Source organism: Bacteroides oleiciplenus YIT 12058, assembly GCF_000315485.1.
Lineage (GTDB): Bacteria > Bacteroidota > Bacteroidia > Bacteroidales > Bacteroidaceae > Bacteroides > Bacteroides oleiciplenus.
Map to the genome: position 1 here is coordinate 53,387 of NZ_JH992941.1, position 16,514 is coordinate 69,900.

The 16,514-nt window shown below is 45.1% G+C and carries 13 protein-coding genes; 6 read left to right on the forward strand and 7 right to left on the reverse strand.

Annotated elements, in window-relative coordinates:
* Positions 1–12 precede the first annotated feature (12 nt).
* The gene (locus HMPREF9447_RS08535) at positions 13–1,119 is read right to left on the reverse strand and encodes an efflux RND transporter periplasmic adaptor subunit (protein ID WP_009129307.1); all 1,107 of its coding nucleotides are present in this window, start codon (positions 1,117–1,119) and stop codon (positions 13–15) included.
* Between the two features lie 223 nt (positions 1,120–1,342).
* Here HMPREF9447_RS08535 and HMPREF9447_RS08540 point away from each other — a divergent pair, with 223 nt between their 5' ends.
* Both HMPREF9447_RS08540 and HMPREF9447_RS08545 read left to right on the forward strand, forming a co-directional pair.
* Positions 1,343–2,254, forward strand: a complete 912-nt coding sequence (locus HMPREF9447_RS08540) for a helix-turn-helix domain-containing protein (protein ID WP_009129308.1) — start codon at positions 1,343–1,345, stop codon at positions 2,252–2,254.
* 85 nt (positions 2,255–2,339) lie between these two features.
* Entirely contained in the window at positions 2,340–4,376 is a 2,037-nt protein-coding gene (locus tag HMPREF9447_RS08545) for a patatin-like phospholipase family protein (protein ID WP_009129309.1), read from the forward strand.
* A 2-nt stretch (positions 4,377–4,378) separates the two neighbouring features.
* On the opposite strand, the gene HMPREF9447_RS08550 is transcribed toward HMPREF9447_RS08545, so the two are convergent.
* Positions 4,379–4,714, reverse strand: a complete 336-nt coding sequence (locus HMPREF9447_RS08550) for a hypothetical protein (protein ID WP_009129310.1) — start codon at positions 4,712–4,714, stop codon at positions 4,379–4,381.
* The gene (locus tag HMPREF9447_RS08555; RefSeq protein WP_009129311.1) at positions 4,711–5,019 is read right to left on the reverse strand and encodes an FtsB family cell division protein; all 309 of its coding nucleotides are present in this window, start codon (positions 5,017–5,019) and stop codon (positions 4,711–4,713) included. The genes HMPREF9447_RS08550 and HMPREF9447_RS08555 overlap by 4 nt, the downstream gene beginning before the upstream one ends.
* 148 nt (positions 5,020–5,167) lie before the next feature.
* Between HMPREF9447_RS08555 and HMPREF9447_RS08560 the strand changes: the two genes are divergently transcribed.
* From HMPREF9447_RS08560 to HMPREF9447_RS08570, 3 genes are all read left to right on the forward strand, one after another.
* Positions 5,168–7,021, forward strand: coding sequence for a DNA polymerase III subunit gamma/tau (locus HMPREF9447_RS08560; protein ID WP_009129312.1), 1,854 nt, complete (start codon positions 5,168–5,170; stop codon positions 7,019–7,021).
* A gap of 90 nt (positions 7,022–7,111) precedes the next feature.
* The gene (locus tag HMPREF9447_RS08565; protein WP_009129313.1) at positions 7,112–8,989 is read left to right on the forward strand and encodes a tetratricopeptide repeat-containing sensor histidine kinase; all 1,878 of its coding nucleotides are present in this window, start codon (positions 7,112–7,114) and stop codon (positions 8,987–8,989) included.
* Entirely contained in the window at positions 8,986–10,941 is a 1,956-nt protein-coding gene (locus HMPREF9447_RS08570; protein WP_009129314.1) for a tetratricopeptide repeat-containing sensor histidine kinase, read from the forward strand. The genes HMPREF9447_RS08565 and HMPREF9447_RS08570 overlap by 4 nt, the downstream gene beginning before the upstream one ends.
* 2 nt (positions 10,942–10,943) lie before the next feature.
* Here HMPREF9447_RS08570 and porT read toward each other — a convergent pair whose 3' ends face one another.
* Complete coding sequence (gene porT, locus HMPREF9447_RS08575) at positions 10,944–11,645, reverse strand: type IX secretion/gliding motility protein PorT/SprT (protein ID WP_009129315.1); 702 nt, start codon at positions 11,643–11,645, stop codon at positions 10,944–10,946.
* A gap of 173 nt (positions 11,646–11,818) precedes the next feature.
* Between porT and HMPREF9447_RS08580 the strand changes: the two genes are divergently transcribed.
* A complete protein-coding gene (locus tag HMPREF9447_RS08580; protein ID WP_007211130.1) occupies positions 11,819–11,989 on the forward strand; it encodes a DUF362 domain-containing protein in 171 nt (56 codons plus the stop codon).
* A gap of 74 nt (positions 11,990–12,063) precedes the next feature.
* Here the strand turns inward: HMPREF9447_RS08580 and HMPREF9447_RS08585 are convergent, their stop codons facing one another.
* The 3 genes from HMPREF9447_RS08585 to HMPREF9447_RS08595 all read right to left on the reverse strand — a co-directional run bounded on the left by HMPREF9447_RS08585 (position 12,064) and on the right by HMPREF9447_RS08595 (position 16,478).
* A complete protein-coding gene (locus HMPREF9447_RS08585; RefSeq protein ID WP_009129316.1) occupies positions 12,064–13,257 on the reverse strand; it encodes a pyridoxal phosphate-dependent aminotransferase in 1,194 nt (397 codons plus the stop codon).
* Between the two features lie 83 nt (positions 13,258–13,340).
* The gene (locus tag HMPREF9447_RS08590; RefSeq protein WP_009129317.1) at positions 13,341–14,555 is read right to left on the reverse strand and encodes a bifunctional 3,4-dihydroxy-2-butanone-4-phosphate synthase/GTP cyclohydrolase II; all 1,215 of its coding nucleotides are present in this window, start codon (positions 14,553–14,555) and stop codon (positions 13,341–13,343) included.
* Between the two features lie 24 nt (positions 14,556–14,579).
* Positions 14,580–16,478, reverse strand: coding sequence for an LptF/LptG family permease (locus HMPREF9447_RS08595; protein WP_044137929.1), 1,899 nt, complete (start codon positions 16,476–16,478; stop codon positions 14,580–14,582).
* Between the last annotated feature and the right edge of the window lie 36 nt (positions 16,479–16,514).

Sequence of the window (16,514 nt, forward strand, 5' to 3'; positions counted from 1 at the left end):
TCAGTCTCCTTCTTATTTAACTTGTGTACCCTCGCGCACCAGTCCGGCACCTTGTGATACAATCTCATCACCGGCTTTCAATCCGTCCAGCACTACATATTCGCGTCCGTTGCTGATTCCGGCTACGGTAATCAGGGTGGAGACAGCTTTACCATCCACTACCTTATATACAATAGTCTTATCCTGCATCCGCACAGTGGCTGTCTGCGGAATGGCAATACAATCTTTATAGATGCTCGGCACTACTACCGTGCCCGATGCTCCGCTATGAAGCAAACGAGATCCGTTGGGAAACACCACGCGTGCCACTACAGTACCCGTCTGTCGGTCGATGACCCCACTGATGGATTCGATAATACCTTTCTTATTATATACTGAATTGTCATTCAGTATAAGTTCCACTTCCGGCATGTTTTTCAAAGCTTCGTCCATGTCGCCATACTGGCGGGTCAGAGCAAGCAACTGATTCTCGGTCATGGAGAAATAGACATACATATCCGAGTTATCACTGACCGTAGTGAGCGGATAGGGCATGCCGGCACTTACCAACGCGCCTACACGATAGGGCAATGCGCCTACTACTCCGTCACAGGGACTTTTCACCTCGGTATAGGAAAAGTTGTTGCGGGCGCTTATTTCCTGGGCCTCAGCTTGTGCCAGTTGGGCTTTGGCAGTGAGATAAGAATTCTCAGCTGTCTTCAGGCTGAATTCCGAAACCACTTTCTGTGCATACAATTCCCGGTTGCTCTTGTAGGTCAACTCGGCAGTTGCCAATGCAGCGCGTGCAGCCTCCACATTAGCAGTGGCGGTTTTGAGTGCAGCCCTGTAAGGAACCTGGTCGATGATGAAAAGCGGCTGTCCCCGGCGCACCTTCTGGCCCTCAGTTACACAAAGTTTCTCAATTGTACCCGATACCTGCGGATAGATATCAATATCCTGCCGCCCGCGTATGCTCGCCGAATAGGAAGAAGAAAGTTCCTTATCCGCCGCCTCTACCTGCATTACTGCATAAGAAGAAGATTTCACTTCTGCATCCGGTGCTTGCTTGCAAGATGCCATCCACACTGTACAACCGACAATCCCTATCAGCCGTATCCATTTTTTGTTCACTGTAATCATACTTACTCTTTTTATCTTTTGTTAAATCCTGGACAAAAGTAGGAGAAAGGAACAAAGCAACAGTGACCAATTTCCCTCCATGAATGTCCCATTTTCGCCATTTATGATTTTTATAGCTAACTATTTGTCAACAAACGACATATCAAACAATTATGAAGGAGAATAGAACATCCTGTTTTCCCCATTATTCACCAACTTTGCAAAAAGTAAAAAAGAAAAGAATATGGAAAAACAGAACATTAAAACTGTGGATATAGAAGATTTTAAGACCAGTCAACATGTCCTTGACTATGTAGACGATGACTTTGCAATAGTCAACAGTCTGGATGGGATTCCTTATAGTGAGGATACGGTAAGATTGGGATGCTTCCTCATTGCCGTTTGCATAGAAGGGTGCATTCAACTGGACATCAACTGCCGGACATACAAGTTACAGGCGGGAGACTTGCTACTCGGCCTTCCCAATACCATCATCAACCATATGCTGCTGAGTCCTAAACATAAGATAAGACTTGCAGGGTTCTCTACCCGATTCCTGCAACGCATCATCAAAATGGAAAAGGATATATGGGACACCGCCGTCCACATTCACAACAATCCGGTGAAGTCTATTGGCGAAGATAGGGATTCGCCCATTTTCACATTCTATCGCGATTTAATCGTTGCAAAAATAAATGATGAACCGCATTGTTATCATAGGGAAGTGATACAACATATCTTTGCCGCCCTCTTTTGTGAAATGCTGGGACAACTCAACAAGGAAATTACCTCCTCCGATACACCAGTCCGTCCGAAAGAAGGCATCAAACAGTCTGATTACATCCTGTGGAAATTCATGGAATTGCTGTCGAAAGACAATGGCATGCATCGTTCAGTGACTTATTTTGCTGACGCACTTTGCTATACGCCTAAGCATTTCTCGAAAGTCATTAAACAGGCGTGCGGCAGAAATCCGCTGGATTTAATTAATGAAACGGCCATAGAACATATCAAGTATCGGCTGAAGCGTTCGGATAAGTCCATCAAGGAAATTGCGGAAGAGTTCAATTTCCCCAATCAATCTTTCTTCGGGAAATACGTAAAGGTGCATCTGGGAACATCGCCGATAAACTACAGGAATACTAAAGAGGAGTGATATGGAGAAGAATATTGCATTTCAGCAAATCCATCAGCTTCTTTATTTGTTACTATTCTAAACGAACAGTAACAAAACCCCGATTATGAAATCCAAATCTTTATTCTTATTAATAATAGCACTACTTTCCAGCTTCACGCTCGGAGCGCAAAACCGCAAGAAAGTAGGAGTCGTATTGAGTGGCGGTGGTGCCAAAGGAGTAGCACACATCGGAGCTTTGAAGGTGATAGAAGAAGCAGGTATTCCGATTGATTATATAGTGGGAACAAGCATGGGTGCCATTGTGGGTGGGTTATACGCCATCGGATATACCCCGCAGCAACTGGACAGTATGGTCAATGTGCAGGACTGGAAATATTTATTGTCCGATGCCTCCAATCCGGAAACCACATTGCTGAGCGAGAAACTGAGGGAAGAGCATTATCTGCTGTCTGTGCCGATTGCAGGAAAATCAGCACATGTATCGGATGCAGGGATTATAAAAGGAAGGAACATATCACGGTTACTTTCAGAGTTGACAGTGGGTTATCATGACTCCATCTCCTTCAACCGCCTGCCTATTCCGTTCGCTTGCGTATCAGATAACATCGTGAATGGCAGTAAAGTCGTTTTCCATAAAGGAATCCTGGCAACTGCCATGCGTGCCAGTATGTCCATTCCGGGGGTGTTTGCACCTGTCTATCTCGATGGCATGGTGCTGGTGGACGGCGGGCTGACGGACAATTATCCCGTAGACATCGCCCGAGAAATGGGAGCGGAAATCATTATCGGCGTTGATGTGCAAAATCCACTGATGAAGGCAGATGAACTGACAAGTTTGTCGAGTGTGCTGGGACAGATTATTAATCTGGTGGGAGAAGAAAGTTACCGGAAGAATGTGAAGGACAGCAATATACATATACAAGTAGATGTAGACGGATACTCAGCGGCAAGTTTCAATCACGCGGCAATAGACACCTTGATGCGCCGGGGAAAAGAGGCGGCGATGAAGGACTGGGATAAACTGATTGCCCTGAAAAAGGAAATAGGCATCAGTACGAACTATCGGGCGGAATATCCCGGCCCGTTCAAGATACCGGCACCTGCAATGCTGGATACGATACCGTCCGTAGCACAGATTGCTCCGCATGTGAAGCCTGTGAATACCATAAATATAGGAGGCAGATTCGATAATGAAGAATTGGCAGTGCTATTGCTGAATGCAAGGGCATATCTCGGAAAGCAAAAGAAATCGCAATTAAGCGCCACTACTCGACTGGGAAAGCGGACGTTCGGACGGCTGGAATACATATATTCACCACGTGAAAACTGGAATATAAACACGGGGTATCAGATAGGGTACAATGACTTCAATCTCTACGGAGAAGGAAAGCGGTTGATGAACCTGACTTACGTGCATCACTCACTCTGGATGGGATTTACGAAGAGTTGGTATAAGCTACTCGTAAATGCAGGTATCCATTTCGAGAAATATAATTATCATGATTGGCCATCGGGACCGGATGTCGTTCTGACGAAATCGAGCGACAAGGCCTTGCTCAGTTATCAGGCCAGCATCATGTACAACAGCCTGAATAATCAGCGATTCTCTACAAGTGGTATGGAATGGGAAGCGGCGTACAGGCTTTACACGGATAATATGGTAACCTATGGCTCAGATAGTCCCGTATCAGTATTTCAGACACATTGGAGCGGGTATTTCTCTCCGAACAAGATTTTCACCATTATGCCGTCAGTGTATGGCAGGGTAGTCGGAAAGAATACGCAATCTCTGGCAATATCAAACTTTGTAGGCGGAAATGTGCCGGGACGGTATATGGAGCAACAGATTCCTTTCACCGGTATCAATCATATAGAAATGAGCCCGGACGCTTTGTTGACGGGAATGCTGGGAGTGAGGGCAAGAACTTACAAGAATCAATACATCGTTGTCCGTGGCAGTTACGGACGGGCGGCGGATAAAATAGAGAACCTATTCGGCGGAACAAATACTCATGCACTGGCAGGCGGCAGCATAGGCTACTGCTACAATAGTATCATCGGACCGATTGAGGCAGAACTGAATTATTCTAACCAATCAAAGAAGCTGGGATATTATATCGGGATTGGATTTACATTTTAAAATTACTCTTTCGCCTCTTCCTGCGGAATGCGTATCGATGTGTACAACTCCAGCACAGCCGCAACCGTCAGGCAGACAATCCACTCATTGCCACGAGTGAAGAGCATGAATGCGCCTGTAAGTACCAATAGCAACGCACCGAAAATCTGTTGACGGCGAAGACGTTTCACATTAGGTTTATTACTCTTGGAAGGGGAATTAATCTGGGCCAGCGCCACCATAGTAGCGCCAATCGTATATATATAAGGTGCAAATTCCCAGCCGGTGATGTACACGGCAGCACCAAACAGCGCCATCACAGCGCCTACAGTAAACAAAGCAGGTATCAGGGATTTCATTCTTCGATGTCTTCTTCAAATACGTAAATATCTTCATTCGGTTTCTTCATCAGGTACTTCTCGCGCGCAATGCGCTCGATGGCACCGGAATCCACAGCCAACTCGTTCAGCCGTTCCGTGTTATCTTCATACTCCACCCGGTATTTCTCTATTTCAGAGTTCAGGCGGCTGATTTCATTCGCATACCCCATACGGCGCACAATGCTGTTCTCGTCCAGAAAGCCGACAATCACCACAAACGCCACAAACGTAATCAGGTATTTATGCTTGCGGACAAATATCCAAAGCGTCGCTAATTTATCCATTGATAAACAAATTAATAATGAAAGAATTAATAATTAAAAAGAAGCCGGGGACAGTTTCTTCGCCTACAAAGATAAGAGGAATAACTGAGAAATTCCTTTTTTTTGTGTACATTTGCACAAATTGTAACGGACAAGAATATCCCGAATCATGGAAAACTATATCGTATCGGCACGAAAATACCGCCCTGCCACCTTTGAGTCGGTAGTGGGACAACGTGCCCTGACCACTACGCTGAAGAATGCCATCGCCACCGGTAAACTGGCTCATGCCTACCTGTTCTGCGGACCACGCGGTGTAGGGAAAACAACCTGTGCCCGCATCTTCGCCAAGACCATCAACTGCATGAGCCCCACAGCAGACGGAGAGGCCTGCAACCAATGTGAGTCATGCACAGCTTTCAACGAGCAGCGGTCATACAACATCCATGAACTGGATGCCGCATCCAACAACTCCGTGGATGACATCCGCCAACTGGTGGAACAGGTGCGCATTCCGCCCCAGATAGGAAAATACAAAGTATACATCATTGACGAGGTACATATGTTGTCAGCATCAGCTTTCAACGCTTTCCTGAAAACTCTGGAAGAACCGCCCCGTCATGCCATCTTTATCCTCGCCACCACGGAGAAGCACAAGATTCTGCCGACCATCCTGTCACGCTGCCAAATATACGACTTCAACCGCATCAATGTGGACGATACGGTCGCTCATCTGGCATACGTTGCCTCCAAAGAAGGGATTACCGCAGAGCCGGAAGCTCTGAACGTCATTGCCCTGAAAGCCGACGGCGGTATGCGCGATGCCTTGTCCATCTTCGACCAGGTAGTCAGCTTCACCGGCGGACACATCAGCTATAAGAGTGTAATCGAGAATCTGAATGTGCTGGATTATGAATACTACTTCCGGCTGACAGACCATTTTCTGGCAAACCAAGTCGGCAATGCCTTGTTATTGCTGAATGATGTACTGAACAAGGGATTCGATGCCAGCCATTTTGTAACTGGTCTGTCTTCGCACTTCCGCGACCTGCTGGTAAGTAAAGACCCTGCCACATTGGCATTGCTCGAAGTGGGTGCCAGCATCCGCGAACGCTATCAGGCTCAGGCACAAAAGTGTCCGTTGCCTTTCCTCTATCGGGCGATGAAACTCTGCAATGATTGCGACCTGAATTACCGTGCCAGCAAGAACAAGCGATTGCTGGTGGAACTAACCTTGATACAGGTTGCTCAGCTTACCGCCGAGGGGGACGACGTGAGCGGTGGGCGCCGCCCTAAACAAGCTATAAAACCCATATTCTCGCAACCTGCCGCTGCTCAGCAGCCACAGGCTGTATCTGCTATGCCCCAACCACAAGCAACAACTAATGCCGCTCCGGCTCATCCCCAGCCGACACAGCAAGCCCCCGCAGCCCAGGCTGCCCCTGCATCACCGCAATCTCAACAGCCCTTTGGTTCACAGGCTGCCATGCGCCCCACTCCTACCGCCGTATTGATGGCACAAGGAAAAGAAGAAAAGAAGATACCTGTAATGAAAATGTCCGGCCTGGGTGTCTCCATCAAGCGTTCACAGGCTGAAGAAGATAAGAAGCAGGCTGCTGAAACCGTTACTGCCCGGCAAAACGCACAACCTGAAGAAGACTTCATCTTCAATGAGAAAGATGTGAATTACTACTGGCAGGAATATGCCGGACGTCTGCCTCAGGAACAGACCGCTCTTGCCAAACGTATGCAAGTAATCCGTCTGACGATGCTGGATGCTACAACTTTCGAAGCTGTAGTAGAAAATGACATCGCAGCCAAAGAGTTCACCGACCTGATTCCTACCCTGCAAGGATACTTGCGTAAACGGCTTAAAAACAGTAAAGCTACTATGACTGTCCGCGTCAGCGCCCCCACCGAAAAAGTGCGTGCCTACAGCCGCGTAGAGAAGTTCCAGTTGATGGCACAAAAGAATAATGCACTATTACAGCTAAAGGAAGAGTTCGGTCTTGAGCTCTATTGACAACTAAATAAAACATTTATCCAACAAAAAATTTTATTTTTTTAGTTTTATCATTACATTTGCGAAGAAACTAATAAAATATCTTCTACTTTGAGAAAGATTGCTATTATATCGGCAATGGCTGGCCTTTTACTCTTATCCTTCGCGACGGGAATATGTGCCAACAACACAGACCAGAAACATCTGGCTGCCATGCAATCGCTCATAGCTCGGGAGGTACCCTATGATGCTAACATACCGGTAGATAGCGTCATTGCATGGAGCAATGAATTAGCCCCTACACTGAAATCCCATAAAACAGAAGAAACATACTTTACGATGCTATTATGGCAGGTGAGCGCATACATCATGCGAGGTGACCTCAGTCTGGCAATAGACCGTGCACGTTTGATGTACGAGAATGCCAAAAAAATGAATTCGACTTTTGGTATCGCTCTCGCTAATCAGGCTATCGGACAGGCTTATACCGCCTCTTATATCCAAGAAAAGGCATTGAGTTCTTATCTTGACGCTCTGCGCTATCTACCCGAAAACAATCCGCAAACTTATCGGTTGCTGGTGAAGATCTCTACACTTTTACAGCAAATGAACCGTCTGGATGAAGCGATGATATACGTATCCAAATTGAACCCGCTTCTCGAACAGCAGCCAGAGCACCCACTTGCCGTTCCTATACTTATAGAGAACGCCACCTATTATATTTCATCGGGTGATCAGGACACCGCACTCAAATATCTGCAACGGGCAGACTCAATCTATAAAAATCACACCCATGAGCTTGCCCATGAGTTTTCTATCAACTATTATACAGCTGCCTGCTACAGGGCATTGGCCGCCGATCATAACGATAAGCAGAAGGCAGACGAAGCTCTGGCGCTTTATAACAAACTACTGGAAGTGGTATCCAACAATAAACGTTCTCTGGAATACCGTTGGATTTGTGCGGAGAAAATCTACTTATACAAGTTACTGGGACGTTTTGATGAAGCATGCAAAATCTATCAGGAATTATACACTGTCACCGATACCCTTGCTTCGAAAAGCTATATCCGGCAAATAAATGCACTGAAAGCTACGTACCAGATAGATGAACTGGAATTGGAAAACAGAGCACAACAGAACAGGATGATAGTTTATTTCATATTCATTGGTCTCGGTCTGCTGACTTTTATTTCAATACTTGCCGTCTGGATCAGAAGACAGAAACGGATAGTGACAATATCTAAAGAGACATTGGAAGAATCGAGATGGAATGCAGAGAATGCGACACGTGCTAAAAGTGTCTTCCTGTCAAACATGAGCCACGAGATACGAACACCGCTCAATGCCTTGTCCGGTTTTTCATCCCTGTTGACAGAGGAGGGACTGGATGAAGCAACCCGCAGACAATGTACCGAGATTATACAGCAGAACTCAGAGCTTTTACTGAAGCTGATTAATGATGTAATTGACTTATCGAGCCTGGAATTCGGAAAAATGCAGTTCAGCATAGGCAAACATGACGCCGTAGCAATCTGTAAAAATGTAACAGACACTGTAGGAAAAGTAAAACAGACACAAGCGGAATTATTGTTCGACTCGTCACTGGAAGAACTATACATAGAGACAGATGCTTCACGGTTACAGCAAGTATTGATTAATTTACTGATCAATGCCACCAAGTTTACACCAGACGGTAGCATTACACTGAAACTTGAAAAAGAGTCGGACGAAACAGCCTCGTTTTCCGTCACAGATACCGGTTGCGGCATCCCGAAAGAAAAACAAGCGAGTATATTCCAACGTTTCGAGAAACTGGATGAAAACGCACAGGGAAGCGGTCTCGGCTTATCTATCTGTCAACTAATCATAGAACATATAGGTGGCAGAATATGGATTGATCCGGATTACACGGAAGGGTCTCGCTTTATGTTTACCCATCCCATCAACCAGACACGGAGCAAACAAAAGAAGGAGGCCCGGTCATGATGAAGCATTTATTTACTATATATCTGATTTTAAGTCTCGGTTGCCTCTCAGTCAGTGCCCAAAGTAGTGCCGTGAAAGATAGTTTGTTGCGCATCTATGTTAATGCACCGCACGATTCTGCCCGGTTGGCTGTATTGCATGACATTGCCCGCCTGGACCAGCAAACACCGGTGTTCCTCTATTATGAAAACAAAATGTTGGAAGAGGCTACGGCACAGAACAACATACGTTATCAGAGTCTTGCCACTTACGAGCATATCATTTACTTTTTCAACAAACTGGATCTGAAACGCGCAACGTACTGGATGGGCAGGATGGAAACTTTGGCTGAGAAAAACAATTATTATAATGATTATTTCAAAGCCAAAAAGCTACAAATTGAATTGTACACCATCAACCAGCAGATAGAGCTTGCCATCCACGAAGCACACATTATGTACGAGAAAGCAAAGAAGCTGAACAACCGCAACGGTATGCGAGAAGCACGCCTGTGCCTGATGACCAGCTACATTGCAACACTACGCTACGAAGACGGAGCACAAGCACTGGAAGAAGCATTCCAGCTAATGAGTCCGCAAGATAGCCCGATGGATAAAATTAACTTGTTATCGAAAGCAGTCCTGGCTTATTCATTCTTACATAAAAATGAGAAGATGTATGCCTCGCTGGAACAAATGAAAGTGGCCACACAAGAACTAATCGCCGCCGCCCCGACACTCAAAAATGCATACTCAGCTTTATACATGGGAATGGAAACCCAGTATGCCCTTTATTATGTTCGTACGGAGGACCTACAGAAAGCCTGGGAACATCTGCTAAAGGTAGATGAATATTATACTCCCAATACCTTCCTGCCTTATAAGGTGTCACGCCTGCAAGCTTATGCAGAATACTATCGTGCAAAGAAGGAGCATGATAAAGCTTTGCAGTGTCTGGATGAAGCCATTACCCTAACGCTTCAGATGTCTTTTCCCGATGCTATATTGTATATGGCTATGAAAGCGGATATATTGGTAGATATGGGACGGTCGGATGTGGCTATCGGCATCTATAAGAAGGTGATGCATGACAAAGACTCACTATACAGAGGTCTGTCAAATTCACAAATGGAACAGATACAAAGCCTGTATAATATGGACAAGTTGGTGCTGAAAAGAGAACAGCAACAGGAAAAGATACATTACTTTATTCTGGCTGTAATCGGAATAGCCCTGCTGGCACTCATTTTTTTTGTGGGCCGTATGTATATCAGCCGGAAAAGGTTGCAGAAAGATGAAAAGGAAGTAGCCCGGTTGAGCAAGATTGCCGAAGAAGCCAATGAAGTGAAAAGTCGCTTCCTCGCGAACATGAGTTATAATATCCGTATCCCCCTGAACAATGTAGTAGGTTTTTCACAACTACTCTCTACCGATACTGAATTGGATGATAAAGAGAAGCTGGAGTATTCCGAAATTATCCAGGCTAACTCCACCGAACTTATCCAACTGGTGAACGATGTGCTCGACCTCTCACGGTTGGAAGCTAAAATGATGAAATTCCAGATACTTGATTGCGAGATGCGTGAAATATGCAACGACCTGATATATATGGCCCGGAGAGATAGTGAGGGACACATTCATGCCGAACTGGAAAGCGATATGGAGCATCAGATGCTCAGAATGGATGCCAACCGTTTCAATCAAGCTGTACTAAGTATGCTGATTTATCCGGTATCCAATAGCACTGACCGTGAAGTAAGGATGAAATTGAGTAAGGACGAAAGAAATGAATTATTGATATTCCATATCATCAATAGTCCGCTGGCTGATCCGGCATTTGCTTCTCAGAAAGTTTCCATACGTCTTAAAATCAACCAGTTGTTATTCGAGCACTTCGGCGGCAGTTTCATGGTAAGTGATAGCGCCGAGGACGGGTATCCTATTACTTTCACAATCTCTTACAAAGAAAGATAAGTCTATTCAAAATAGAAGGTGAGCACAATCATACGGGAAGTAATTTTGTCGACTGATTGTGTGAACTTCAATAATGACTGATCCGTAAGGTCTTTACGATCTTTCTTAATCAGGTTTGCCAGTCCGAAGCAGAATTTCAGTTCGGGTATCAACTTGAAATAAGGTAAATAAAAATCGCATCCCAATCCTACTTCCACATAGCAATCAAAAGGTTTTACCAATAAAGCGCCCTGTTTTTTCACACTGAAATCATATGTAGGGGCAATACCCGCCATCATATAGGGACGGTAGTTATTAAAGCGCTCAGCAGCAAACTTCACATCTATCGGCACAGAAAGATAAGCCGACTTCATAGATTGTGAATGCTCTTCACCACTCTCTTGCTCACGGAATATCACTCTCTTATCTCCAAAATGCAGTGTCGGCACAAGACGCAGGGAAAGGAACTGGTTCAGGTAAAGTTCACCCAACACACCAACCGTAAATCCGGGAGAATATTCAGGAACGTCAGCAAACCAAGTTTGCCCGTCTTCAGTCACATAGCCGGTATTCACCAATTTATAATCCTGTACATGGATGCCTGCTAAAAAACCATAGTGCCATTTCCGCTGGTCGATATACGGGCGGTTTTGCACCTTACGTTTCTGTGCCGAGACACCGAAAGCAAGTAGTAAAGTAAGGATTATCAGACTAATGCGCTTCACAACCCTAAAACGGTAAAAGTGACATTTTATTGCATTTATCCCTAGTTTTCTCCCTTCTATTATTTAGACGAGGTACAAATTAAGGGAATTTAAACAGGATTGATAACAACTAATCAAGAAAACCGTTATTTTTGTCGAACTAATTAGTACTAATAATTTAAATTTTTAAGAAAATGGCTTACGTAATTAATGACAGTTGTGTTGCTTGTGGTACTTGTATTGACGAATGTCCGGTAGGAGCTATCTCTGAAGGTGATATCTATGCTATCGACCCCGAAACTTGCACAGATTGTGGTACTTGTGCTGATGTTTGTCCGTCTGAAGCAATTCACCCGGCAGAATAATAACAACACTCAGAAAAAAGAAAAGCCCGGTTTCAATTATGAAACCGGGCTTTCTCATTTTTATATACCGTCTCTTATTTCAGTTCAGCCAATGCTTCCTTTATGCGGCGGATAGACTCAACGATATTCTCGTCGCTGGTAGCATAACTCATACGGATGCACTCAGGTGCACCGAATGAAGCACCACCCACACAAGCCACGTGAGCTACTTCCAACAAGTACATTGCCAGGTCGTCAGAGTTCTCAATCTTACGATCACCAACAGCCTTGCCAAAGAAAGAATCACATTTCGGGAAAAGATAGAAAGCGCCCTGCGGAACATTCACCTCAAAGCCCGGTACTTCTTTAGCCAACTTCACAATCAGGTCACGGCGACGCTCGAAAGCCTTACGCATTTCTTCTACCGGTGCCTGTGTTCCTGTATACGCAGCTTCAGCAGCCTTCTGAGATACAGAACAAGGACCTGAAGTATACTGACCTTGCAGTTTGTTGCAAGCCTTCACAAGCCATTCCGGTCCAGCAATGAAACCAATACGCCAGCCTGTCATAGCATACGCCTTAGAAACACCATTTACGATTACCGTACGGTCTTTCATTTCGGGGAACTGAGCAATGCTCTGATGTTTGCCGATATAGTTGATATGCTCGTAAATCTCATCAGCAATGACGATTACCTGCGGATGTTTTGCCAATACGTCAGCCAGACCTTTCAGTTCTTCCTGAGAATAAACAGACCCGGTCGGATTGGAAGGTGAACAAAGAATCAGCGCCTTGGTCTTCGGAGTAATGGCAGCTTCCAGTTGTGTAGGGGTAATCTTAAAATCTTGTTCGATACCTGCAGTAACAATCACCGGAGTGCCCTCAGCCAGCTTCACCATTTCCGGATAGCTTACCCAGTAAGGAGCAGGTACAATTACTTCATCACCCGGATTCACTAATACCAATACAGCATTACAAACCGATTGTTTGGCACCGTTAGCACATGAGATTTGTGCGGCTGTATATTCCAGACCGTTTTCCTTTTTCAATTTCTCCACGATTGCATTGCGCAAAGCCGGGTATCCCGGAACCGGAGAATAGCGAGAGAAGTTGTCGTCTATCGCTTTTTTCGCAGCCTCTTTGATGTGGTCAGGAGTATTGAAGTCGGGTTCTCCCACACTCAGGTTAATTACGTCAACGCCTTGAGCTTTCAGCTCAGCGCTCTTTTGCGACATAGCCAGCGTCGCTGACGGCGACAAACTGTTCAAACGATCTGATAATTGATTCATTTTTCTATCTATTTTATGGTTGTTGCATAAATTTGGCTACAAATTAAGCTATTTTCTTTGATATTAGAAAACAAAACAGCAAATTACTTATTAAAATGTAACGTATGTCCCATGCGCTCTTTTTTTGTACGCAGGTAACGTTCATTGTATGGGTTGGGAGTTGTCTCGATAGGGACAATTTCCGTAATCTCCAATCCATAGGCTTCCAGACCGACACGCTTTACAGGATTATTCGTCATTAGTCTCATCTTGTGCACACTCAGTTCTCGCAAAATCTGAGCGCCTACACCATAGTCGCGTTCGTCCGCCAAGTGTCCCAGGCAGATATTGGCATCCACCGTATCCAGTCCGTCTTCCTGCAACTTATATGCTTTCATCTTCTCCATCAAACCAATTCCACGACCTTCCTGGTTCAGATAAACCACTACTCCCTTGCCGGCTTTATCAATCATCTCCATCGCTTTGTGCAGTTGGTCGCCACAATCGCAACGTCTGGAACCGAAAATATCTCCCGTTGCGCAAGAAGAATGTACACGCACCAGAATCGGTTCATCCTGTTCCCACGTTCCTCTAAACAAAGCCACATGTTCCAGGCCGTTAGATTTCTGGCGGAACGGAATCAGGCGGAAGTGCCCGTGCTCAGTAGGCATATCTACTTCTACACCTTTCTCTACAATAGATTCTTGTTTCAGGCGATAAGCAATCATGTCGCGGATAGAAATCAGTTTCAGATTAAACTCATCAGCCATCTTTCTCAACTCTGGCAGACGTGCCATGGTACCGTCTTCGTTCATGATTTCCATAAGCGCACCTGCGGGATATAAACCTGCCATGCGGGCCATATCAATCGTAGCTTCCGTATGTCCGGCACGACGCAAAACACCTTTTTCCTGGGCATACAACGGGTTGATGTGTCCCGGGCGCCCAAAAGTAGCCGGAGTAGAAGCAGGATCGGCAAGTGCCTGAATAGTAGCGGCGCGGTCGGCAGCAGAAACACCAGTTGAGCAGCCTTCCAGCTTGTCAATAGTCACTGTGAAAGGGGTGCCCAGCACAGAAGTGTTGTCACTCACCTGATGGGGTAAGTCCAGCTCCTTGCAACGGGATACGGTAACCGGTGCACAAAGCACACCACGCGCATGTTTCAACATGAAGTTCACTTTCTCCGGAGTTATCATCTCCGCAGCGATAATTAGGTCACCCTCGTTTTCACGATCTTCATCGTCCACCACAATCACAAAGTTACCGGCCTTGAAGTCTTCAATCGCCTCTTCTATTGTATTTAATTTCACTTTTTCCATTCTGGATTCTCCTTATTATTTAGGTTATTTCAGATTAGTTTCTATTATCTTTTGAACGTCTTCATTGGTTTTAATAATCCGCTCCATGTCCTTATTCAGCCGGATGCGGAAAGCCCAGATGCGGAAGTAGAAGAACAGTCCTATGGGTACTAACAATCCACAGGCCAGATTCAGCCAGTAATTGCGGAAAGGCCGCAAGTGGGCAGAAACTGGAATAATAGGATAGTTATTCAATGCATTCAGCAGATGAATGGATTTGGTATTGGACATTTCGTCTACCAAACTTTCAAGACGTTCGTTAATTCCTTCTATCTCTTCATCATTCGCCCCTGCCATCCACAATTTAAAGTAATTGGGAGCACGCCTCAATGCTTTCTTCTCGGCATACGCGCGACAGTCGGCCGACAACGCCTGCAAGTCGGCAGGCAAGTGCGTGTAGTCAGGATCATGTATGATTACTTCCTTACGGAACAAATGACGCATACTGCGAATGCCCAGAATCCTCTTGAACCAATTGACGTAAGCATCAGCATTCAGCACCACCGAGTCATTATTCGACTTATAAGTAAGGAATGCACCCAGTGGAGCCAGGATAGCTGTACTTGTCCACATACCCATCCAGACAATCCACTGTCCGTCACGTGCCATCTTATAACCCGTATTATTGATGATATAATAGATAATAAAGATAAGCACGGACACTACAACCGGCATGCCTAAACCACCTTTACGTATAATTCCACCCAACGGCGCACCAATAAAGAAAAAGATGAGACATGCCACTGAAAGCGTCAGCTTCTCATGCCAGGACGTCATATGGCGGCGCAGACTGGTATCTGTCTGCGAAATATTGTAGCTCTTGAAACTCCAATCGCTCCCCGCACTCTCAGCACGGTTCACGGCAGTTGAAATAATCTTCTGTTTTTGCGACAGGGTAGCTACATTAAAAAGACTATCTACATTGTATTCACCCAAATGCGCTTGTTCTATTTTCAGCGTATCAGCTTTCTTTAAGTCTGCTGTAATCTTGTATGTGCCATTCATGGCTTCCTTAAAGTAACCACGTCCTACACTATCGTTCTGCACTTTCATGGAGTCGATGCCGGCTTGCAGCATCTTCATGTTCTTGCTATTGGACTGATTGCTCATAATACCGGCATCCACCATGTTGAAGTCAGAGTTGAACTCAATAATGGCATGCTTTTCTCGGAATGCTTCCCGACGATAAGGCACATTCTTTTGGTTCATATTCTGCGATTTCAAGTTCTCAAACTGCTCACCATCATAGAGGTGCAGATATAAATGCTGCTTATCCGCGGTCATTTCCAGCCGTCCTGAATCCGACTTGATGATTTGGGCATTCTCGAAACCCTTCTCAAAATTATAAATCAGCACATCATAAAGCATACCCGTCTTACGATTTTTATGCTTCACGTACAGGTTGTATCCTTCTATCTCATCATAGAAAACCCCTTCCGGTATATCCAGTTCCGGTGATTTCTGCTTCATGGAAATGAGCAACGTCCACAGTTTAGTCTGTGCCTCCGGACCAATCACATTTTGAAAATAAAAAGAAACGCCACAGATGAAAATGATGAACACAATCAACGGGCGCATGATTTTGAGTAGTGATATACCTGCCGCTTTCATAGCAAGCAGTTCAAAACGTTCACCAAAATTACCGAAAGTGATAAGTGCCGCCAGCAGAATAGCCAACGGCAATGAAGCCGGCACCAATGTGAGTGCGGAATAAAAGAAAAATTGTGCAAGGACACTCATTTCCAGTCCTTTTCCCACCATCTCATCTACATACTTCCATAGGAACTGCATCATGAAGATGAAAAGGCAAATGAAAAAAGTGCCCATAAAGAGCGTACAGAAGCTCTTTAATATAAATATATCTAACTTTTTTATGCGCAGCATTTTACTCGTTTCATGCAATGAAGACACAAAATTAGC

Excerpts from the sequence above, each read along its gene's own strand:
- HMPREF9447_RS08535 (WP_009129307.1), bottom strand. The coding sequence starts at position 1,119 with ATGATTACAGTGAACAAAAAATGGATACGGCTGATAGGGATTGTCGGT.
- HMPREF9447_RS08540 (WP_009129308.1), top strand. The coding sequence starts at position 1,343 with ATGGAAAAACAGAACATTAAAACTGTGGATATAGAAGATTTTAAGACC.
- HMPREF9447_RS08545 (WP_009129309.1), top strand. The coding sequence starts at position 2,340 with ATGAAATCCAAATCTTTATTCTTATTAATAATAGCACTACTTTCCAGC.
- HMPREF9447_RS08550 (WP_009129310.1), bottom strand. The coding sequence starts at position 4,714 with ATGAAATCCCTGATACCTGCTTTGTTTACTGTAGGCGCTGTGATGGCG.
- HMPREF9447_RS08555 (WP_009129311.1), bottom strand. The coding sequence starts at position 5,019 with ATGGATAAATTAGCGACGCTTTGGATATTTGTCCGCAAGCATAAATAC.
- HMPREF9447_RS08560 (WP_009129312.1), top strand. The coding sequence starts at position 5,168 with ATGGAAAACTATATCGTATCGGCACGAAAATACCGCCCTGCCACCTTT.
- HMPREF9447_RS08570 (WP_009129314.1), top strand. The coding sequence starts at position 8,986 with ATGATGAAGCATTTATTTACTATATATCTGATTTTAAGTCTCGGTTGC.
- HMPREF9447_RS08580 (WP_007211130.1), top strand. The coding sequence starts at position 11,819 with ATGGCTTACGTAATTAATGACAGTTGTGTTGCTTGTGGTACTTGTATT.
- HMPREF9447_RS08585 (WP_009129316.1), bottom strand. The coding sequence starts at position 13,257 with ATGAATCAATTATCAGATCGTTTGAACAGTTTGTCGCCGTCAGCGACG.
- HMPREF9447_RS08590 (WP_009129317.1), bottom strand. The coding sequence starts at position 14,555 with ATGGAAAAAGTGAAATTAAATACAATAGAAGAGGCGATTGAAGACTTC.
- HMPREF9447_RS08595 (WP_044137929.1), bottom strand. The coding sequence starts at position 16,478 with ATGCTGCGCATAAAAAAGTTAGATATATTTATATTAAAGAGCTTCTGT.